This is a genomic window from Erythrobacter sp. F6033 (genome assembly GCF_023016005.1).
Taxonomy (GTDB): Bacteria; Pseudomonadota; Alphaproteobacteria; order Sphingomonadales; family Sphingomonadaceae; genus Erythrobacter.
The window spans coordinates 2405858-2426145 of record NZ_JALKAZ010000001.1; the positions used below are offsets into that span (position 1 = coordinate 2405858).

The following is a 20288-nucleotide window of genomic DNA, read 5'->3' on the forward strand; positions in this document are numbered from 1 at the left end:
CCTCAGGCTGCAGCGGCAGATGAAGGAGCCGCGCGGCGTGAATGCGCAAGGGTAGAGAAATAGACATCCTCTAGCCCGCCATCGACATTCTCAAATCCGTCATTCGGATCTGTGTCTGACAGGATATGAACGATAGTCTGGCCAGCGAATAGGCGGGTCGAGATTACTTCGTATTTTTCCTGAAGAGCGACCAAGTCTGCGCGCTCGATAGTCTTTGCCCAGACGGTGCCGCGCGCTTTTTCGATCAATGATTTTGGCGCGCCTTCAAGCTTGATTTCACCCTGAACGATGACGGCCATATTGGGACAAAGATCGGCGACATCTTCGACGATATGCGTTGATAGGATCACGACAACATTCTCGCCAATCTCTGCGAGCAGGTTGAGAAACCGGTTGCGTTCTTCGGGATCAAGCCCGGCTGTTGGTTCATCGACAATGATAAGCTGAGGATTGCCGATCAATGCCTGCGCAATGCCAAAGCGTTGACGCATGCCGCCGGAAAAGCCAGCAATCGCTTTTTTGCGAACATCCCAAAGATTTGTTTGTGCAAGAAGAGTTTCGACAGTGTCTTTGCGTTCCGCGGAGGAGGCGACGCCTTTAAGAACGGCCATGTGGTCCAGCATGTCATAAGCGGAGACGCGCGGGTAAACACCAAAATCCTGTGGCAGATAGCCAAGTGTTTCGCGCAGATGATCGGGGTTCCGCAAAATATCGATGTCGCCGAACGTGATGGAGCCATCGGTTGGGGTCTGCAGGGTTGCGACTGTCCGCATCAGAGTACTCTTGCCAGCGCCATTGGGGCCGAGCAGCCCGAACATCCCCTTTGGTATGGTCAACGACACATCGTTCAGAGCACGTGTGCCGTTAGCGTAGACATGGGTGACGCTTTTAAGTTCGAGCATGAGAAGTCCCTCCGTTACCTTCAGGGGTAGCAAGGTGTGGTATGCCGGTAAAGCACCCCTGTCGATCAGAATAGACTCTTGGTCTGAGAGACAGCTCCTTTGTCGGCTGCGCCTAGGAGGGATGGCCAATGGCAGCTTTCTGCCTGTCGGCTATCACGACCAGACAGTCCGCTTCCGGCCCAATTCCAAGCATAACTACCTACTGTATCTTTTGCTCAAAATGCACTTCGTGTTCGATGACTGACAGCGCCCAACAGGTGATGCGGCATCATGGTCGTAGACGCGCGATCTCGTCTAACACAATGTCGAAGTGCGTCAGGTATAGATACTCTCCGGCATCCTTGACTTTGCGTAGCCGCGTTTGAGTTGCCAATTCCAAATACCTATCAAATGCGCGCTCGGGGAAATCGATGAAGTCATCTTCGACAATCACAGTGGTCGGCACCACTGAATTGCGGGCGTCATCGGCCCAGTCGTGGTGGATGGTCCGCATCTCAGCCACGAATGTGTCGACACCCTGCTGGGAGATGCAATGATAGCTTCGTGAGACGGTTTCGATGATTTCCGGATCGTCCAGAGATTTGATATCCCTCGGGCGTTCACGGTTCATGCCCCGCGCAAAGGTGAGTTCGCGCCCGGTATCCATCAGCACTTTACCCAAGCGTGCGAGATACGGCACCACTTTGGGCAAATGGATCGAGGATTTCACTATGTTACGATAGCGCGGTCGGATACTTTCCAAGAACCCATCATCCCATAGCGGCACGCACCTTAGCAGCAACATCCCGGATACAAGCTCAGGGTGTCGCAAGGCAAAACGTTGCGCGAAGCAAGCAGCCCATCCACTGACGATTACAAACGGACCAATCCCCAAGTGCTCGGACAGGCTTTTCAGATCGGCAGCAGCGTTGTCGAGAGCGACATCCAAATTTTGCTGCGGATTGGGATCTGAATTGCCGTAACCGGCGCGGATCGGAGTGATGAAGCGAAGGCCAGCCAAAACCGCTTGGCGCGCAGCGCTGCGCGATAGCCCAACATCGGTGATCAGCGAGTGCAGGAACATAACAGGGAAGCCGTTCGGATGGCCCTGTTCGAAAAACTCGAATCGTCGGCCGTCTGCCAGCGTCATGCTGCCTTTTCTCAAAAGCGAGCCATCTTCAGTTCCATCTTGGGGTAACCCAAGGCCATCTCGCCGGACGCCGCCCAAGCGGGCAGAGATACCCGACAAAATCCCCACCAAGTCCGATATGTTCCGCGTATCGGTTTTCTTAAGCAAATTCTTGATCTGCGTCCTAACCGTATGGATTGAAGCGCCCCTGTCTTCGGCTACCTCGGCCGGGGACATTCCGCCGGCCAGCTTCTTAGCGACATCTGCTTCGGCAGAACTGAGATCATAAGTTTCCCGAATCGAGGAGAACGCCTCTGGTGCAAAGCTTGTGTTGATGCGTGAGACCAGAAAATGCTCGTCACCGTCCTGCTCAAGCGCGACGGGTGTGACGAACAGGCAGTTCTTTCGAACAGAGCCCAGCAGGTGGGAATGGACAAATAATGGCGCGCGCGACGTTGCAGAATTGCCCGTTTTGATCCAGCTTTGCAGCCGAAGCACCGCATCAGTATCCAGTTCCAGATCAAACACCGAACCGCGATCATCAATCATAGCGCAAGCGCGGTCATTAGCGGCGACTATTGCGCCTTTTGCATTCATTATAAACGTTTCGCCGGGGTCTCCTTCGACAAGATTCTTCGCGGTCAGTCTCGAAGGCTCAGAGTGGTCGACGCGCTTCAGAATATCGAGCGCGAGCATAATGTGCGTATCGATCTGCTGCTGATCCAGCTCGGCGGACGGATCAGCGCGGTAAGTGTCGAGATACGACTCCCAGAAAGTCTCGAATGACACCAGTTGCTCCGGCTCTAACGTCGCAGCGTAAGTCTTCTCGATCAGCTTGATCGCATCGAAGACATGGTCCTCGTCGTTGGTGCTCATGCTTTAAATCCCTAATCGAACTCGGCCATCAACTAGTCAGACAGATCGTTGAAAGTCGAAGGATAATTACGCTCCAGATCAGGAAATTGCACCGCCATACCCAATTGTGGTGATGCGCAATTTGAAGCTCGGGTCGATGAATACGGTCACGATGAACTGCCCCACTACCGGTCTTCAAACCAGTGGTGGGGACCGATACGGAGAACCGACCGATGACACACCCGCCGAGCGAATTTGCTTCGCACACCTTTCCATCAGATGACAGGTGCGCCACCCATCAACTAGCAAGAAACATCCTATTCGCGATATTCGCTCTGGCTGCGGTGCTGCTAGTCAATCCGGCCGAAGCCGCAGAGGCGGTAGAAGCCAACTGGACGGGCACATGGGATAGCCAGCACGGCGAACTGCGCCTCGTCCAGGAAGGCAAGCGGGTTTACGGCGATTACGCCAATCGCGGCTATTTCGAAGGGCGCGTTTCGCAAGATGGTAACCGGCTTCGCGGAACATTCCAATATAACAGCCGCCGAAGCCGCAGCGGCTATATCGAATTTATCCGCAGTGGTGACAGCTTTACCGGCGGATGGAGTTGGGCGAAGGATGGCCCTGTATCCCATACGCGCGGCAATTGGAGCGGTAGTTTCAAAAACGGCGATTACCCCGCGCTTGTCTATGCCGTGGGGAAAAGCGAATATTGGGCCGATTTCTGGCGCGGCTCCAACATGGGTCTCGCCTGGGTCAATGACGGCGTGTTTCAAACGCAGCAGCCAGTCTTTGCCGGCGAGAACGCGCCTTACGATCCCGATACAGGCATTCGGGGTGATGAATGGACCGGTACGTTCGACACCAATTATGGTGAATTGCGTTTGATCCAGAATGGCCGGCGAGTGTTCGGCGAATATGCCAAGCGCGGTTATTTCGAAGGCTGCGTGCATGATGGCGGCGCCACCATGCGTGGCACGTTCCAATATTTCAGCCCGCGCCGCAATCACGGTTTTGTCGAATTCCGTACCGACGGAGACGGTTTCGAGGGGACGTGGACCTGGACCAAGAGCGGCGTCCCTTCAACTGCCAGCAAGATCAACTGGCGCGGTGCCCGCACCAGCCTCGAAGTGCGCGAGGATGTCTATATTCGCGCCAATGAAATGGGCTTTGCCGACATGTGGAGCACCATCGATGACAGCCAGCGCCGCTGGGTTCTGGGCAGCGATTATTACGACAGCTGCGACCCGCCAGAGGTCGATTACGAGGGCAACGAGGAGTTTTGAGCCTCACCCTCTTCCGCAATTTCTCACCTCTCATACGAAACGGAGCAAATCCGATGACACTTGCACGCACACTATTGAAAACCGCCGCCATCGGCGCGGCATTGATGACCAGCACCAGCGCCTTTGCCCAATGGCAGGGCACGTGGGAGATCAACGGCACTCGGACCGGGCTGATCCAATCTGGCGATTATGTGACGGGACAGATGGTTTCCGGCGACATCATCCAAGGCGTGTTGAGCCCCGACAAAAAAGTTCTGCGCGGTGTGCACAAGAAATCTGGTCGCAAATATACGATCGAACTCAAACTGTCCGCGGCGAATAAGTTTAGGGGCGGGGTTTTCCAGATCGCCAATGGCTATCCCATCAATCCGCAATTGGCGATGCGATGGAACGGCACGGCGACACGGCAGACATCTGCTGGTGCGGCGCGAGAGGCGGCCAAGCAATCGTTCCTGAATGAACAAAGCTCTGCTGTGCGCAACTGGATCAACGGTGTGGAGAATATGCGCGGCTCAAGCGTTGCGGTTGCGGCCCCCGCTAGCCAAAGCGCCAATGCTGCCGTCCAACAGGCACCTGCCACCGTCGACACCGGGGTTCAAGGCACTTGGAACATCACGATTAAAGGCACGCAATACGGACCCTTTGAAAGCCGGAATCAGGCCTTCGCCTTTAGCACGCCGGACCGCAATGGCGTGGTCACTGGCACGTCGATTGGGCGCAATAATGTGATCTTTATTGGCCGTGTTCAATCGGGCAGCAATCGCAAGCTGCACGGCATCTGGATGGAGGCGAAACGCGGCGTTGCAACGGGACGTTGGGGGTTGATGGAAGTTCGCACCAGCGGCGAACCGGCAACCGCGATGCAAGCGCGTTTTTCCATCGGCTATCGCAAGCCTAGCGGCGCTTGGGTTGGCCGCGCACCCGGTCAGCCCGGCATGGTCGGATCAGGCCCAAAGCTCCATAGCAACCCAATACGTCTGCTCGGCGTCAGCCAAGCGCAAGCACAATGGCGCAACCTGCTCGCAAAAAAGAGCCCATTCCCAGCCATTCACGGTCTTTGGCCCACGAGGGAGATTGACGCGGCGATCCAACCGTGGATCAGGGGCGAGACCGAAGTTGCGCGCTTTGGCGGGACGCAACTGGTCGATCCATGTGTGGCAAAGTGCATGGGAAAGGAGCCACAGCAACTTACCTTGTTTGGGGCCAATATTGAAGGCCGAAAAAACCGAGAAAGGGTTCTGGAATTTAGTGGTTTTGTGAACACCTCAGCGTCACTGCTGCAAAATGGCAAAGCTATCCGCCTCCCTGCAAACGGCAGCACCAAGATATTTGATCGCACACGCGAAAATGCTGTGAAGTTCAACGACAAAGGGCGCGGTGATATTGATTTGTTCGTATCGCCACCGCGCCAAATCGAAATGTTTTGCGACAGGAATACCAATTTTCGACTTGGACGAGCGGGCTTCCCCTTGCCTGAAGCCGCATGGTCGGATCCTCTTACCGAAATACGGATCAGCTACTCGGGAAGTGTGATTGAATGGGGGGCTATTCGCAACGCAACTAGAAGATTGACGCCTAGAAAATCTGCGAACTTTGATTGGAGCCAAATCGATTTTACCCCCTATGGTTGGCATAGAGACTTCAAAAAGCAGTGGTCAGAGTTGAACCGTTTCGTCTCGAAGTACGAAATTGACCCCGAAAAGCTGAACGACGAGATCCCTTGCTATCGGACTGAGGCGGCATTTGCCGAGCCAAATGGCAAACGCGACCTCACATTCTACTTGCGCACGGATGTTCAGGTCCGCTGATTCAGCGTCGCCAAATTCCACATTTAAGGAGAGAAACGAATGCGTTTTCTCACGCTACACGGATACCTGAAACCTACCTGCATCGCGCTGCTGGCAACCAGCCTTGCCGCGTGCGGCGGCTCAGAACCTTCCGCCGCTAATATGGTCAACGATGCCAGCGATATGGCGGCAGGGGTTGAAAGCGCTTCTGCTGAGCTGTCGCAGGAGATGAAAGCGGCTGCGGCCGCACCGGGCGATATGCCGTGCGAGTTGCCCCAAATGCCCGATGCCAGCTCTGCGCAGCCTATGGCTGGCGAAGGCGAAACTTTCACCACTGGCCAAACGCCCGAAGTCGCCGCTGCATTCTACATCGCAGCAGCCGAGGCTCGCGGTAGCAGCGCCGCCGCCGCAGGGCCGCGGGGCCTTGCCGCAATCCAGCTAACTCTCGGCGATGCAGGCAACTGCACCGTGTTCGCGCAAGCGCAGATGAGCGGCGGCACCAACATCCAAATCACGAAGCAACAATAATTACCCTCAAAAAGGAGGACACCATGCGTAAGCTTGTACTCATTTGCTTGAGCCTGATCGGCCTAGGCCTAGGTGGCGCAGTTGTCGCGCAAACCATTGGCAGCGTATCAAACGGCTATATCGAAGAAGGCGATTTATACCGGCCAGGCAATCTCATCAAAACCATCACGATGAGCAATCGCGGGCAGGACGAAACAACGTGCCGTAAGGCGTGCGATGGTGACGGCAATTGCAAAGCCTATAGCTACGTCCAAGAATCGTCTAATCGCAAACCGTTATGCTACTTACGGCTAGCGGCAATACCTGTGCAGGCGCGGCGCAATCATGGTTATGCCAAGGTTGTCTCGGGCACAAAGCTCAGTTTTCTACGCGATGACCTCGGTATCAATAGTTATCCCGGTCGAACGATAGATGGCGCCGTTGAGAAAGGCTCCTTCAAGATCGCGAACGAAGATCCAATGGCCTGTGTTGACGCGTGCTGGCGCGATGGGACGTGTTCGAGCTATACCTTCAAGCCTGCTACGCGGTTTCCCAAATCCGCTCCGGCGCAATGCACATTGCACACAAAGGGTGGGAGTTTGAGCCTGAAAACGGTGCCGGGCATTCTCTCCGGCAGCAAAAGCAGGATGAGCGTGCCACGGGCATCGCGGTTACCAGATCGGTCAAACACGACGCCAAAACCGCGTGCGACGTTTGAGCCGCGCCCCAAGCCTGTGATCGAGCGGCCCAAAGGTCAGACAATCACTATCCCTGATCAGAACTCGAACGATGGCGCATTGTCGGACGATGATGATGCAAAGTTCCCCGGCGAAATGCTTTCGCCGGATGATCAAGGGGTCGAGAAGGGCGATGATGACGAGCAGTTTCCAGGGGAAATGCTGCAACCCGAATAACGCTTTGGCCGTCAGATAGGTTTGACCAGAAAGGGCGCGGCGCAAGCTGCGTCCTTTTGCGGTTTAGGATCATGCGATTGAGAATGGCTCAGCTGTTCGTTGATCCGGCGTGCGATCTGACCAAGCCCGGCAGGTGTGAAAAACCTGCCAGTTTCAGAATCCGATGCTTACACCGACGCGTCCAGCTGTCTTGCCGCGTTTGTTGAAACCGGTGGCAACCCCGGCGTTGACCGCAACATTCTCGCTCACCAGCGCGCCGATATTGAACGAGCCCGCATGCGCGCCGTCATAGGTACCGATGTTGGCGCTGAGCGAGAAGCTTTGCTCGGGGAGGAAGGTTGTGCCTCCCATCGCTACGGCCACTGCGGTGGAACTGGCGATTTCTTCATTCATGATCGCAAGCTCACCTTCGACAAGGTCAAGCCGCCCCTCGACTGCGCCGACGCGGTTCGACAGTTGGTCGAATTGGGTCTGCGTGACCTGCGCGATCGAGGGAACCACCGCTGGACTTAGCTCGACGCTCCGCGAATAGGCCGAAGTCGCGACGCGACGCCTGCCTGCATCGATGTCTGCGTTCTCCGGCGGTGCGGGGATGTCCTGGTTCTCGTCAAGCATCGCAACTTGCGCGGGACGCTCCATCGTGGTGCGGGCTGCATCAGCCGTCATCACCCCTTCGCCCGGCACGCCCGCAGGCCCACCATCAACCGAGGTTGGTGTGACCTGAGTCTCGGAAGAAGGCGACTGCGGTGCAATTGCGACATCTGGAGCCGACGGCTGAATGGATGCAGCCGATGCAGACGCGTTAGAAGCCGCAGGGACGCTGATCTGTTGGCCAGCGGACGAAGATGTTGCGCCCGACATGTCGGCAAATCCCAGGTTCCCATCACCATCAACTGTGACATAAAATAGCGAGCCCGATTGCGCAGCGTTGGAAGCCGATGTCGGCAGGCCCGGTATTGTAACAGTCACTGGGCCAGTGGCACCAAAGCCGCTGCCGTCCTGACCTAGCACGATCTGGTTGATGCGTGTGGTTGCGGCGCCAGCGCCCAGCGCAAAGGAAGCGGCGTGCGATGCTGCTGAACCCGTCCCGATGGCCGAGGAGAAGTCTGCTGCAGCATTGGCTCCGGACCCGAGCGCTAGAGATGATCCACCACCAGCGTTTGCAAACGAACCGAGCGCAGTTGAGTTGACACCGCTAGCACTGGAGATTGCTCCAAGCGCGTAGGCAAGCGGGCCAGTGGCCTTTGCATCCGGACCGATGGCTGTCGAGTAATCGCCAGTCGCTTCAGAACCCTCATCATCGGCATCAATCGGACCGTCCCCGCCAATCGCGATAGCGCCAATGCTGGAAGCAGTGGTGCGCCTGCCTATGGCGATTGAGCTCTCTTCATCTGCTCGGCTATTGGAGCCAAGGGCAATCGCGTTGTTGCCTAACGCAAAAGCTTCCTTGCCAAGGGCGGTGGATTCCACGCCTTCCCCCAAGGAGTTCCATCCGACCGCAGTGGCCCCGCTGCCCCTCGTTTCCGCGGACGCACCGACCGCCAAGGTGTTGCTGAACGCTGACGTGGCCAAGTGCCCGATCACGACCGAATTCCCGCCCGCAGCATTAGCATCGGCGCCGATGGCTACGGCGCGGGCGCCCGTTGCCTGAGCCCCTGCGTAGTCGCTGTCTTGCCCGTCAGCTCCGATCGCAATCGCACCTATGTTGGTTGCATCGGAGGCGGCGCCAAGTGCGATCGACTGTTCCGCTAAAGCATCTGCAGACCAGCCCACAGCCGTAGCCTCGTTGCCTAATACAGCGCGCGCAGCGGCGCCGACAGCCGTCGTACGATCCCCTAAGGCGGAGGAGAATGTACCCAGCGAAGTGGCGGCCAAGCCTGGTGCGAGCGCATTGTAACCGAAGGCCGATGAGTCGCCCCCGGTCGCATCGGACAAGGCCCCAACGGCTGTTCCAAATCCGACGGCGGTTTCGGCGCGGTCCCCGATGGCCACGCTGCGAACTCCAGCAGAAGTCGTATCGCTTCCAAGAGCGACCGAAGCGAGGCCGGTCGCCTGCGCGCCATCTGCGCCGGTATCACTGCCATCGCCTCCTATGGCGATCGCTCCGTCCGCGGTGGCATCGCTCGAAGCGCCGAAGGCAAGCGAGTTGAGACTTGTCGCCGATGCCAGTTGACCAAGTGCCAAAGCTGATGTTCCTGTCGCGAAAGCATCGCTGCCAATCGCAAGCGCGCCCGTCGTGGCAGCCGCGTCCTGCCCGATTGCAACTGCACTCGCAGCCGCTTGTGCTCCCACAGTGCTGGCGTCACCATCGCCGCCTATCGCAATACCGCCGGCCCCAGTCGATGATGCTGCGTTGCCAATAGCCACGCCATTTGATTCAGAGGCGCCAGCGCTTGAACCCACAACCACTGCGGCCAATCCGCTCGAGAAAGAGTCGCTGCCAATCGCAATCGCACTATCGGCAGTGGATTGTGCACCGTTGCCGCCTGTGTCGGCTCCGTCGCCGCCGATTGCTATGCTGCCCTGCCCGGTAGCGTCGGCGGAGAATCCGATTGAAACCGAGTGTTCACCATTGGCATTTGCCGCGTAGCCCAGCGCCACAGCAGCGATCGATTTGGCATCGCTTTCGGCACCCAGCGCTGTTGTGAAATCCGCTTCGGCTTCGGCGTTGAAGCCGCAAGCGAGTCGTCCATTGCCATCGTTAGAATTCGCGTTTCCGTCGTCGTCGGTTCCCGCATCAACGACACCATTATTGTCGCGATCCAGCAGGCAGTCCTCCGCTTGCACTGGGGAGGATGTCAGCGCCGCGCCGCAGGTCAATGCGGCTGCTCCAACCAACAGTGAATGACGAAATTGATCGGGCTTTGTGACGCTACGCATGCTTTTTCCTCCTGGCGTTCTTTCGGAAGGATGGATGGCGAGAGCCGCGTTTTCTGTCATATCCCAGCTGGGGTATGCGGGGCTTTGCATGGTGCTATATCTCGCAAGCGATGGCTGACACCGAACGCGAACTCGATCTTGAAATCGTCTCGGCCTCCTGGCGTTCGCTCAGCGACGTCGAGGCTTACGATTCGATGATGAATGCTTGGGAGCGCAAGTTTTCAGCGACGCGCAATGAGCCTCGCGTTCCGATGATCGATGGCGTGCTTAGACGCCAGCTCGCCTCAATCGAAGAGCTCTTGCTCGAAGATCGGGCGGCAGTTCGGATTGAGGACCCTCTCGAGGCCGCAGTCTCACAAACTCCCGCACCGGCAATGGTTCTCTCTCCTGATGGCCTTGTCACCGCACTCAATGAAGGCGCATCAGAATACTTCGGGATACAGCACGGCCTTAGAGCTGGGACTGACTGGGTTCGCGATGATTCATTGGCCGATTTCCGCGCGGTCCGCGAGAGCGGACTGGGGAAAGGCAATGTCGATTACGCAATTATCCGAACAATCGTAGGCGACAGTGAAGGTTCGCTGGCCGAAGTCTATCAGCTCAAATCCTCAGAGGCCGTGTCACCCTTTACCGTGGTACGCTCCTTAGAGCTCGAATGGCTGCCGGGGGTGACGAAGGCGCTCAAAAAGGTCTTTGCGTTCACTCAGGCCGAAGCGGATATAAGCCGCCTGCTGTTCGTCCATCGGGATTTGCGGTCGGTCGCTGATCAGCGAGGAGTAACCCTTGAGACTTTGCGCACGCAGGTGAAACGCATTCTGGGCAAGGCAGAGGTCCATTCCAAAGCTGAGCTAATCCGGCTGTTCGCGTTGCTGTGCGCGCGCGCCGCCTTTCAACAGGAGCGCACCGATCTTACCTGGTCAGATCCGCTCGGTCGTGAGAAGCTGCTCACGCGGCGCGATGGCCGCAAACTTGCGTATAGCTGGATGGGGGCAGAAAACGGACGCCCGATATTGTTCGTTGCGGGTCAAACATCGTTTTCGTTCCTGCCCGAGGCCATGTGCCGCGAGCTTGAGGAGCGCGAGATAAAGCTCATCTCGCCCTCGCTTCCAGGGCATGGCAACACTGATCCGGTTACGCATCATGACCAGCTTGTCGATGGATGCGACGCAATCGAAGAATTGTGCGAAGCGCTGAATCTGAACTCGATTCCGGCGATCACTAGCCGCGGTGGGCAATTCTATCTGATCTATCTCGCGCTGACACGGCCCGACCTGGTGTCCTCACTACTATGTGTAAGTCTTCCGTGGAGCATATCGCCAAATCGTCGGGAAAGCCTTCCGTGGATGCAGCACACCTTCTTCAAGCTTGCGCTGGAAGCGCCCGCTGCATTCGATGTCGTCTGCAGGTTAGGATACCGGATGGTCAAGCAGCGCGGACCCGACTTCTACCTGACACGTGGTTACAACGATTCCGGCGTGGATGGCGAGACGATTGCACATCCCGAGATCAAGCCGCTTTTGCGCGCCGCAATCCGGCATGTTGTCGCGCAGGGCTATATGGCGTTCAAACGCGAGCAGGAAATGTGCGCAAAAAGTCCGATTTCGGAATGGGTGAGCAAGCTTCAGGTTCCGATCCACTGGCTCGTGCCAGGGCAAATCGGATCAATTGATGATAGCGACCTTGCTCATATCCGTGGGCTCAATTCGTTGATTTCGGTCGAGGTTGTTCCGGGCGCTGGTGAGCTGCTGCCGTATCAGTTGCCAGAGCTGTTTGTCGAGCGCGTCAGCGAGATGGTGAACGAAGACCCAGCAAGCACGCTCGCGATGCACGATCCAACCCGCCGCAGTTGAACGAACCACTGTCGTCTATCTGCTAGGAAGCCTCCGAACCGAAGAGCAATTGCTTCAACCTAGGCGTGCACACTGGCACGTGCTCTAACGTCGCGAATGGTCGACCTCGGAGTTCGAGGCACACAAACAAGCTGTCACGCGCTTCTGCAGCGATTTCAAGTTGAACCGACCTCCCGATCTTGCGCTACGTGATTGCTGCACGCTTTCGAATATCAGAACCGCTGACTAAGTCGCCAATCTTCAGCTCGACGAGGTTGCACCCTCTTAGTTTGCTGTCGATCGTCAGATCGAAGAACCGACGATCTCGAATAGGTCATTCACGAACGAGGAAGAAACGGACGGCCCAAATTTGATCCTGATTTAGTGGCCGCTTGGGACGACCTTTGCTCCGAAGCTCCAAGGCACTCGGCTATGAGCAGCAGGGTCAAAGTGTGAGTGAGTCAATATCATTCTACCAGGCAGGAATGACCGCAAGGGATGTCCGCTTTCAGCAGCTAAATCTGGGATGGCTAAGTCTCGGATTGGGGCGCAAATCGGACATCGCACAAAATACCGCGCACCGCTTGCTTCCTATATGCTTCCAGCTCAAATTCAAAAAGGCCCCGCTGGTAACAGCGAGGCCTTTTTGAATGAATTCAATGCGACGGTGGTTGCGGGAGTTGGATTTGAACCAACGACCTTCAGGTTATGAGGGCTATCCCCTGCGTCTACGCCTGAACGCGCAGGCCTACTCTTAATCCCTTATTTTCAGCGTGTTACGTTGACTGTGAGCGCGACTTGCGACTGTGTGTCTACGCACGGTTTCGCTACGGTTCGCTCCTGCCTGCTTCCTATTTGCTTCCGGATCGGACCTCGAAATCGGCACTGGTAACAGGAGGTCAAAATGGCAAAACTTACGAAGCGTCAAATCGATGCGCTTGAACCAACCGAGAAGGACTACTTCGTCTGGGACACTGAGCTCTCGGGGCTAGGTATCCGTGTCTTTCCAACTGGACGCAAGCAATTCGTCTTGCAGTATCGATACGGAAAGATCTCACGAAGAATGAGCCTTGGTCGGTTCGGCGCAGTAACACCTGACCAGGCGCGCGGATTGGCGTTGGAAGCCTTGGTGAAGATCAGACAAGATGTAGATCCGCAGCGTGAAAAGCAGGAGCGCAGGCAAGCTGTGACCGTCCACGAGCTCGCCCTGCGGTTCGATGAAGAACATATTGCAGTTCGACTGAAAGCAAGCACAGCGAAGGAATATCGGCGCAACTTAGACTTGTTCATTCTCCCGGCAATCGGGCGCCTTCGCGTGATCGATGTGACGCGTGCAGACATAGCCAAGTATCATCACGACTGGCGTCACCGGCCCTACCAAGCAAACCGGAACATCGAGATCATCTCTAAAATGTTCAACCTCGCTGAGCTTTGGGGCCTTCGGCCTGATGGAACCAATCCGCGCAAACACATCAAGAAGTATCCAGAAAAGAAACGCGAGCGCTACTTCTCAGCAGCAGAGCTGCAAGCCATTGGTCGGGTGCTTGGAGAGATGGAAGAGGAGCGGATCGAGCTGCCGTCAGCGATTGCCGCCGTCCGCCTTTTGCTCTTCACAGGCTGTCGGCTAGGCGAAATCTTGACGCTTCGGTGGGAGCACGTGGATATGGCAGAGCATGCCTTACGCTTACCGGACTCTAAGACTGGGGCGAAAGTCGTTCATCTTGGATCAGCGGCACTCGACGTCCTGCAGTCCATTGAGAGACTTGAGAACAACGAGTTCGTTATCGCTGGTCGCAACCCTGGTGCCCATCTTACGGATCTCCAGCCGTTCTGGCAGCGACTACGGGGTCGTGCGGGGCTCAAGAATGCCCGTATCCATGACCTTCGCCACACATTCGCATCGGTCGCGGTGAGTAACGGTCAAAGCCTGCAAATGATCGGCAAGCTTCTTGGGCACACCCAAGTCCAGACAACAGCACGCTACGCGCATCTTGCCAACCAGCCAGTCTTGCAGGCTGCAAATGATGTGTCGGCAATTATCAATGAACAACTGAAAAAGCAGGTTTAGAGCCCATTGGTCCCTATTCTCTTCCGAGACCGCTGGGCCGTCCGCTTTGCGCCCCAGTTTAAGACGTAGCCATTCCAAATCTTAGTTCCCGAAAGCGGACATTCTCTGAGGCCATTCCGGCCAAGGAGAATAACAATGACCTACTCACACTTCGATCCCGCTGCGCAGAACAGGGTGCCATGGAACTTTGGAGCGAAGATAGGCCCCAAACGGCCCTTCAATCAAAAACAGATTTGGGCCATCCGTTTCTTCCTAGATCGGGAGGAGCGCATTCGAGATCGCGCGCTGTTTGACTTGGCTATCGATAGCAAGCTGCGAGGCTGTGATCTGGTTGAGCTGAAAATCGGCGACTTGGTAAGTGGGCCAGAGATCAGAACGCGAGCAACAATTAGCCAGCGCAAGACAGGTCGGCCAGTTCAGTTTGAGATTGCGTCAGACGCGCGTGCAAGCCTGTTCGCCTGGCTGGAGCTTAGAGGAGGTGACGTCGAGGACTTCGTCTTCCCGAGCCGAGTTGATCAAACCCGTCACTTGAGCACACGACAATACGCTCGGCTTGTCGATGAGTGGGTTGAGGCGATTGGCCTACGACCCGAAGAATACGGGACACATTCGCTTCGCCGAACCAAGGCTTCAATCATCTACAAAGCCACAGGCAACGTCCGGGCAATCCAAATTCTCCTCGGTCATTCCAAGATCGAGAATACGGTTCGATACTTAGGCGTCGACATAGAAGACGCTCTGACGCTTGCGGAAAAAACAGAGATCTGACCGAATGGTGGGCGCCAGCTTCGAGCGGGCTGGCGTCCACTCCTGGGAGGGAATGCGACCCGCAGAGATTGCCTGTCACCTAGAGATAGGAAGGGCCAGCGTCGACCGGTACATCGATGGAGTATAGAGCGATGTTGGAATCCGTTAAGGGTTGTTTCGTTTATTTCGTCTATTGCACTTATTTCGACTGTGAGTTATATAGACCCAAACACCGTGAGGAGAACTGCCATGGCAGCATTAGCTGTAGACATGAGTGAACTGGACCAGCCTAGCGCCGAAGACATTGACGCTGCGCGTGTGGCTGCTCGCGCATTTTCCAAGCTGGATCAAAGTAAGGCGATTAGTTTCAAGCCTGAATCGGAGGACATTACCGAACCAATCACAATTCCTGCCAACATATTTCGAACCATCATCACGATGCTGGTCGAGATGGGTAATGGTAATGCAGTTGCGGTGGTGCCGGTGAGCGCTGAGCTTACGACACAACAGGCAGCAGACCTATTGAATGTCTCTCGCCCACACTTGGTGAAGCTCCTGAAGGAAGAGCAACTGCCATACCGAATGGTTGGCACGCACAGAAAACTGCTCGGCAAAGATGTTCTGAATTATCGGGACAAGATTGTGGCAGAGCGGCGCGCGGCTCTCACGAAGATGGCCGAGTTGGACGAAGAACTAGGCCTCATAGACGACGAACGCGTCGGGGAAGAGAGCTGACCGATGCTAGTGGGGCGCTATTCTGCACTCCTGGACACAAATGTTTTGCATCCTGCGTTCCTGCGGGGGGCACTTCTTTGGTTTGCGGACGAGCGCCTCCTGAGACCAGTTTGGTCCAAAGACATACTAGCTGAGTGGCGGCGGAGCGTGCTTCGCCGTCACAAGGACTTGGACGAAGATAAGCTCCTGGAGCTTCAATCGATCTTCACAAGACAATTCCCTGATGCTGAAGTAACCAACTATCAGAGCTTCATCGATGGCCTTGAACTACATGACCCCAATGATCGTCACGTTCTGGCCGCCGCAATTGTTGGGCGATGCAATGGAATCGTCACAGCGAACCTCAAAGACTTTCCGCAAGCAACCTTAGACAAGTATGGTCTAGAAGCGGTACATCCAGACACATTTATTGTAAATATCATAGACTTGGATCAGGACAAGGCCCTTGGCGCGTGCAGGCGCCATAGGCAAGCAATGACGAAATCCAAACCCACGGTAGAACAATTTCTTGAAAGATATGAGGCCGCCGGTCTCATCCAAGCTCACCAGCGGCTGAGCAAACATAAGGAGCTACTATAATTCGGGGGGCACGGCGTGCAGGCCATGCCCCCCTACTAATCCTCGTGCAGATCGCAGCCCCTGTGCGGGACGCTCTACATCAAAGGCAGCACCGTGGTATTAGCACGGCTTTGGTTAAGCGCAAATGAGGGCTGCTCCATCAGCGGATCAACATCCGCCAACTAAGAAGTGGAAGCAGTAATGGCAAAGGCCAAAGTACCAACCCAAACCTCCCATCGCAGTTCGCGCACGGGGCGCTTCGTAACCGAGCGGTATGCGAACCGTCATCCGAGCACGACTGAGCGTGAACGGATCAAGCACCCCGAACGGGGCAACTGATCCTGGAGCATTAGAATGGGCGAGGCGCGTCCAAATCCAACGTCACGTCTCCCCATTCGACCAATATTGTAATGTCAATAATCAAAGACATCAGGAGTTACCCTGGTGGTCTTGGCAATAAGGCACGGAAATAGCATGACAAAAAACATTCTGATCTTCGCCGACGGCACCGGCCAAATCGGAGGAATGCGCCCGGATCAAAAGCTATCGAACGTGTACAAGATGTACCGTGCGATGCGGCCCGGCCCTTCCTCACCGATCCCTACCTCAAGGCAAGTCGCATATTACGACCCAGGCTTGGGCGCAGGCGAACAGTCCGGCTCAACGTGGGGCCGAGTGCAGAGGATTCTTGAGCAGGCAGTCGGGGTCGGAATCGAAGAAAACATGATCGACTGTTATGCAAAGATACTCTCACACTACAAAAGTGGTGATCGGATCATCCTAATCGGCTTCTCACGCGGTGCTTACACCGTTCGTGCATTGGCAAACGTGATGAACCTGTGCGGTATACCAACACAATTGCCAGACGGCTTGCCTCTACCAAAGTCTGGTCCGATGCTGCGCGCGATCGCTCGCGAGGCAGTAAATGAAGTTTACAGCCACGGGACCGGAAAACCTCGGGGCCACGAGCAGTACATGCCGGAACGCGAAACCAAAGGAAAGCGCTTCCGCGCCAAATACGGTAGCCAGCCAGAGCATGGCGAGGATGTGCAAGGCAACGTCCAGCCGCACTTCATCGGAGTCTTCGATACGGTGGCCGCACTCCAAAATTCGGCGGTAACCTGGATCTTTCGAGTGACCTTCTGGAGTTTGCTCATGGCTGCGGCCGCAGCATTCTTTTGGGATTGGGCTACACTGACGAAAGCTATTCTGGTCGGCGGTGTTGTGGGCACAGCGGTCTTCTACATTCGCACATTCCTATCTCAGATTCGATTTTACGAGCCTAATCCTGACCACCCGTTGAAATGGTGGAACCCGACGCACTGGCCAGCTCTTTATAGGCACACACATCGCGCATATTGGGACAAGAAGAACTACGATCGCTGGCTTGACGGCGATGTGGGGTTCGCGCGTCACGCACTTTCGATCGACGAAAATCGCGCTGATTTTCCACGCGTTAAGTGGGCTTCACAAAGCGAAGTGGCGAAGAACGCCGATAAGGAACCGCGCTGGCTCGACCAGGTGTGGTTTGCGGGATGCCATAGCGATGTTGGCGGAAGCTATGCAGAAGACGAGTCTCGGCTGAGTGACATTGCATTGGGCTGGATGGTGGAGGAGCTGAAGGCCTGCGTACCTGACATTCAGATCAACGAAGGCCAACTGGTAAGGAACCCCGACCCTCTCGGCCTTCAGCACGAGGAAGCGTCTATGCTTCAATTCGGACCGATCAATATCCCTTGGAAAGTTGCCCCGCGAGAGGTGGAAGAGCAATTCCGCCTTCATCCTTCTGTGTTGAATCGCCTCGAGGCAACAACTGCCCCGCATCCGAATTGCACAGCTTCATATCGTCCACCACAATTGGCAAAGCACCCTCAGGCCGCAGCGTTTTATTGCCCCGACGATCAAAGCTAAAGAGCCCCACCGTGGTGCAGCCGTTGGCGCCTCAATCCTCGCTGGTTCCATTCTAGGAGGTACAAACGATTTGGGGTTCAATCCGCGGGGTAGGATCGTGAGAGTACTGGCCCAACGAAGAGAACCTGAAAAATCGTCAAAAGGGGCTCGTCGGAGTCGTAGTAATTTTGAAGCAGCAGGATTGGGAACGGTGCCGCTTGCCACTAGGTAATCAAATGGAGTGAGTGATTAACTGATTGTAATACGGTAGTTTGGCAGCTCAGCTGGATAGAGCGCTTCCCTCCGAAAACAGAGACCACAAGCTCAAATCCTGTCCGATATGGCAGCCAGGAAGAACTGCGGGAATTCCCCACTTTGACGATCCGCACTGACAGAATGATTGAATATGAGGAGGTGGATTCTGCCCGGAGAAAACTCCTTCTGTTCTCTGAGCATTTCTTCAAAAAGCCGACAGTCCGCTCTCGGCCCAAGGCCAGCCAGAACTCTCACAGCTAAGACTTACGCACTACAGCGAATTGTTGCGTATCATCTCGCATGCCCAGGTACGCTTACCCCCCCCTAGGAATTTCAACCATGCAAGTTTTTTCGCACCCCGCCGGTGTCCAATTGAGAAGGCCTAAGGTTTTGACCTCCCCCCTCCCCATGAGTGTTGAGAGTGCCGAGAGGGCGCGCATGCATGCGCATGCGCGGAACCGGAGTGTCTCTATTCTTATGATCGATGCGCCTTGGAAGGCCTGCGCCGCTCCGCTAGTTGGATGGCTCCCGCGTCACAGGCCTTCCTAAGCAACGGTTTGAACTTGCTCTATCTGCCTGATGATCCTTGGTGAGGTCAGAGCGGAGGGCATAGGACGACCAACCCCCGCCAACTGGCCGGGTTGGTCCTCCCCTAGTGCGTATCAGTTGCTCCTCGGAGCCGGCCGTCGCATTCGGGCGCGAGTGATGCCGGCACCGGCCCACACACTTAGCAGCTGCTTACGAAACTATGTGCCATTCCGGAGGTCCCCGCTCTGCCTTTCGGACTCGGGTTTCCACTGTGACCTCACCCCATTTGGTAGCGGAAATCGTTGGGCGCACCCCCAAACGTATCAAACCAAACGAATGCGCCAGCCGCGGCAAAGCCGCGAGTGCGAATTCGATCAGAAGTGTGCGGGGTCGACTGACGACCAATCGTGCTCAGCGCGCTCGATCACACTGATGTGATATCGGACCCGATTGCCAATTCGTGTGAAGGTCGGACCAATACCTTTGTCACGCCAACCCTCTAGCGTACGAGGGCTTATTCGCCAGCGGTCCGCCAACTCATTGGTGGTGAAGAACGTTCTTGGCTCTTTCGCCATGATTTCAGCCTCTTTTGATAAGTGAGGCTGAGAGGATTTAAGCAGATCCAGATCGATTAAGAGGAAGGAAAGTGGCTAAAGGCTTAAAAGTCTCCTCACCCTTTTTGTCTCAACTTAGCGGAGGCCGGTTCCTAAACTTGTGCTCAGCAGGAAATTCCCGACGCCAGGTCTCGTTAAACATGTTGGTCGAAATTCCACCTATGGTCGAAAGTTCAGATTTAGTTTTCTCAAGCATATCTGCTCGAGTGATCTTCGCATCAGGATTTGCTTCGCACCAATCTTTCATAAAGCGCTTAACTGCGGTTCTTTTAGCCTGTAGCGGAGGATCGGCGACAGTCTTTGGCCGCTGTTCAACCAATATGCCACTAAACCCGACCCTTCCTTCATCGCCGTAGCCAAGCTCGTTGAACCAGATATTGTACCATGAAGTGAGCCAATGCTCCGGCTCGATTTCTTCAAACGCTGACCTTTGGCCCCATCGGCCAAGCGCTACCAGATCGCCTGTTCGTAAATGTTGAATCACTCGATCAAACAGATGGTCGGCAAGCTCGTGAGGTACGTCGGGAAAACGACCGTTTCGATCAAGCATGATCGGCTTTGGTTTCTCCCTCCATTCAGAAAACTCGGCCCATTCTTGAGCATCTGAATACCATTCCACGGCGTCAGGGAGGAGCGTACGCATCATTGCTCAAAGCTACGCATCGCAATAAAGTAATCAAGCTTTCAACCTTCAAACCTATATCGCCAGTTTCTGTTGTCGCTGCAGCAAATTGCTTCAGCTCCGCCTCGATCTCCGACCAACAATTGCGGACGGTCAGAATAGGCCTTTCCGCTGTGCTCCCAACAAAAAAGCGGCCCAACATT

15 protein-coding genes are annotated in these 20288 nt (G+C 55.7%); 10 read left to right on the forward strand and 5 right to left on the reverse strand.

The genetic code is table 11. The features are described from left to right. Positions 1-2: 2 nt before the first annotated feature. A complete protein-coding gene (locus MWU39_RS11355) occupies positions 3-902 on the reverse strand; it encodes an ABC transporter ATP-binding protein (RefSeq protein WP_247160142.1) in 900 nt (299 codons plus the stop codon). Positions 903-1170: 268 nt separating this feature from the next. Then, the gene (locus tag MWU39_RS11360) at positions 1171-2886 is read right to left on the reverse strand and encodes an alpha/beta fold hydrolase (protein ID WP_247160144.1); all 1716 of its coding nucleotides are present in this window, start codon (positions 2884-2886) and stop codon (positions 1171-1173) included. A gap of 212 nt (positions 2887-3098) precedes the next feature. On the opposite strand from MWU39_RS11360, the gene MWU39_RS11365 reads away from it, so the two are divergent. Genes MWU39_RS11365 through MWU39_RS11380 form a run of 4 tightly spaced genes read left to right on the forward strand, consistent with a single transcriptional unit; the run spans position 3099 to position 7359 of the window. Beyond that, positions 3099-4151 (forward strand): hypothetical protein, encoded by a 1053-nt coding sequence (locus MWU39_RS11365; protein ID WP_247160145.1) that lies wholly within the window; start codon positions 3099-3101, stop codon positions 4149-4151. A 53-nt stretch (positions 4152-4204) separates the two neighbouring features. Further along, positions 4205-5959, forward strand: a complete 1755-nt coding sequence (locus tag MWU39_RS11370; RefSeq protein ID WP_247160146.1) for a hypothetical protein — start codon at positions 4205-4207, stop codon at positions 5957-5959. 39 nt (positions 5960-5998) lie between these two features. Beyond that, positions 5999-6466, forward strand: a complete 468-nt coding sequence (locus MWU39_RS11375; RefSeq protein WP_247160147.1) for a hypothetical protein — start codon at positions 5999-6001, stop codon at positions 6464-6466. Positions 6467-6489: 23 nt separating this feature from the next. After that, positions 6490-7359 carry a PAN domain-containing protein gene (locus MWU39_RS11380; protein ID WP_247160148.1) on the forward strand — a complete coding sequence of 290 codons (870 nt, stop codon included), beginning with the start codon at positions 6490-6492 and terminating at the stop codon, positions 7357-7359. A gap of 153 nt (positions 7360-7512) precedes the next feature. Here the strand turns inward: MWU39_RS11380 and MWU39_RS11385 are convergent, their stop codons facing one another. Next, positions 7513-10239, reverse strand: coding sequence for a YadA-like family protein (locus tag MWU39_RS11385; protein ID WP_247160149.1), 2727 nt, complete (start codon positions 10237-10239; stop codon positions 7513-7515). 110 nt (positions 10240-10349) lie between these two features. Between MWU39_RS11385 and MWU39_RS11390 the strand changes: the two genes are divergently transcribed. The 6 genes from MWU39_RS11390 to MWU39_RS11415 all read left to right on the forward strand — a co-directional run bounded on the left by MWU39_RS11390 (position 10350) and on the right by MWU39_RS11415 (position 18087). Next, positions 10350-12089 (forward strand): alpha/beta hydrolase, encoded by a 1740-nt coding sequence (locus MWU39_RS11390; protein WP_247160151.1) that lies wholly within the window; start codon positions 10350-10352, stop codon positions 12087-12089. A gap of 883 nt (positions 12090-12972) precedes the next feature. Further along, a complete protein-coding gene (locus MWU39_RS11395) occupies positions 12973-14136 on the forward strand; it encodes a site-specific integrase (RefSeq protein WP_247160152.1) in 1164 nt (387 codons plus the stop codon). 135 nt (positions 14137-14271) lie between these two features. Next, positions 14272-14904 (forward strand): tyrosine-type recombinase/integrase, encoded by a 633-nt coding sequence (locus tag MWU39_RS11400; RefSeq protein WP_247160153.1) that lies wholly within the window; start codon positions 14272-14274, stop codon positions 14902-14904. 228 nt (positions 14905-15132) lie between these two features. Further along, positions 15133-15618, forward strand: coding sequence for an excisionase family DNA-binding protein (locus MWU39_RS11405; RefSeq protein WP_247160155.1), 486 nt, complete (start codon positions 15133-15135; stop codon positions 15616-15618). Positions 15619-15621: 3 nt separating this feature from the next. Further along, the gene (locus tag MWU39_RS11410; RefSeq protein ID WP_247160156.1) at positions 15622-16197 is read left to right on the forward strand and encodes a PIN domain-containing protein; all 576 of its coding nucleotides are present in this window, start codon (positions 15622-15624) and stop codon (positions 16195-16197) included. 453 nt (positions 16198-16650) lie between these two features. Continuing rightward, positions 16651-18087 carry a DUF2235 domain-containing protein gene (locus tag MWU39_RS11415; protein WP_247160158.1) on the forward strand — a complete coding sequence of 479 codons (1437 nt, stop codon included), beginning with the start codon at positions 16651-16653 and terminating at the stop codon, positions 18085-18087. A gap of 1136 nt (positions 18088-19223) precedes the next feature. Here the strand turns inward: MWU39_RS11415 and MWU39_RS11420 are convergent. After that, positions 19224-19424 (reverse strand): helix-turn-helix domain-containing protein, encoded by a 201-nt coding sequence (locus MWU39_RS11420; RefSeq protein ID WP_247160160.1) that lies wholly within the window; start codon positions 19422-19424, stop codon positions 19224-19226. Between the two features lie 109 nt (positions 19425-19533). Further along, complete coding sequence (locus MWU39_RS11425; protein WP_247160162.1) at positions 19534-20109, reverse strand: hypothetical protein; 576 nt, start codon at positions 20107-20109, stop codon at positions 19534-19536. Positions 20110-20288 lie beyond the last annotated feature (179 nt).

What these genes read in the sequence shown, in the direction of transcription:
- MWU39_RS11375 (WP_247160147.1), top strand. Translation starts at nt 5,999, where the DNA reads ATGCGTTTTCTCACGCTACACGGATACCTGAAACCTACCTGCATCGCG.
- MWU39_RS11370 (WP_247160146.1), top strand. Translation starts at nt 4,205, where the DNA reads ATGACACTTGCACGCACACTATTGAAAACCGCCGCCATCGGCGCGGCA.
- MWU39_RS11380 (WP_247160148.1), top strand. Translation starts at nt 6,490, where the DNA reads ATGCGTAAGCTTGTACTCATTTGCTTGAGCCTGATCGGCCTAGGCCTA.
- MWU39_RS11405 (WP_247160155.1), top strand. Translation starts at nt 15,133, where the DNA reads ATGGCAGCATTAGCTGTAGACATGAGTGAACTGGACCAGCCTAGCGCC.
- MWU39_RS11410 (WP_247160156.1), top strand. Translation starts at nt 15,622, where the DNA reads ATGCTAGTGGGGCGCTATTCTGCACTCCTGGACACAAATGTTTTGCAT.
- MWU39_RS11420 (WP_247160160.1), bottom strand. Translation starts at nt 19,424, where the DNA reads ATGGCGAAAGAGCCAAGAACGTTCTTCACCACCAATGAGTTGGCGGAC.
- MWU39_RS11355 (WP_247160142.1), bottom strand. Translation starts at nt 902, where the DNA reads ATGCTCGAACTTAAAAGCGTCACCCATGTCTACGCTAACGGCACACGT.
- MWU39_RS11365 (WP_247160145.1), top strand. Translation starts at nt 3,099, where the DNA reads ATGACACACCCGCCGAGCGAATTTGCTTCGCACACCTTTCCATCAGAT.
- MWU39_RS11395 (WP_247160152.1), top strand. Translation starts at nt 12,973, where the DNA reads ATGGCAAAACTTACGAAGCGTCAAATCGATGCGCTTGAACCAACCGAG.
- MWU39_RS11415 (WP_247160158.1), top strand. Translation starts at nt 16,651, where the DNA reads ATGACAAAAAACATTCTGATCTTCGCCGACGGCACCGGCCAAATCGGA.
- MWU39_RS11400 (WP_247160153.1), top strand. Translation starts at nt 14,272, where the DNA reads ATGACCTACTCACACTTCGATCCCGCTGCGCAGAACAGGGTGCCATGG.
- MWU39_RS11425 (WP_247160162.1), bottom strand. Translation starts at nt 20,109, where the DNA reads ATGATGCGTACGCTCCTCCCTGACGCCGTGGAATGGTATTCAGATGCT.
- MWU39_RS11385 (WP_247160149.1), bottom strand. Translation starts at nt 10,239, where the DNA reads ATGCGTAGCGTCACAAAGCCCGATCAATTTCGTCATTCACTGTTGGTT.
- MWU39_RS11390 (WP_247160151.1), top strand. Translation starts at nt 10,350, where the DNA reads ATGGCTGACACCGAACGCGAACTCGATCTTGAAATCGTCTCGGCCTCC.
- MWU39_RS11360 (WP_247160144.1), bottom strand. Translation starts at nt 2,886, where the DNA reads ATGAGCACCAACGACGAGGACCATGTCTTCGATGCGATCAAGCTGATC.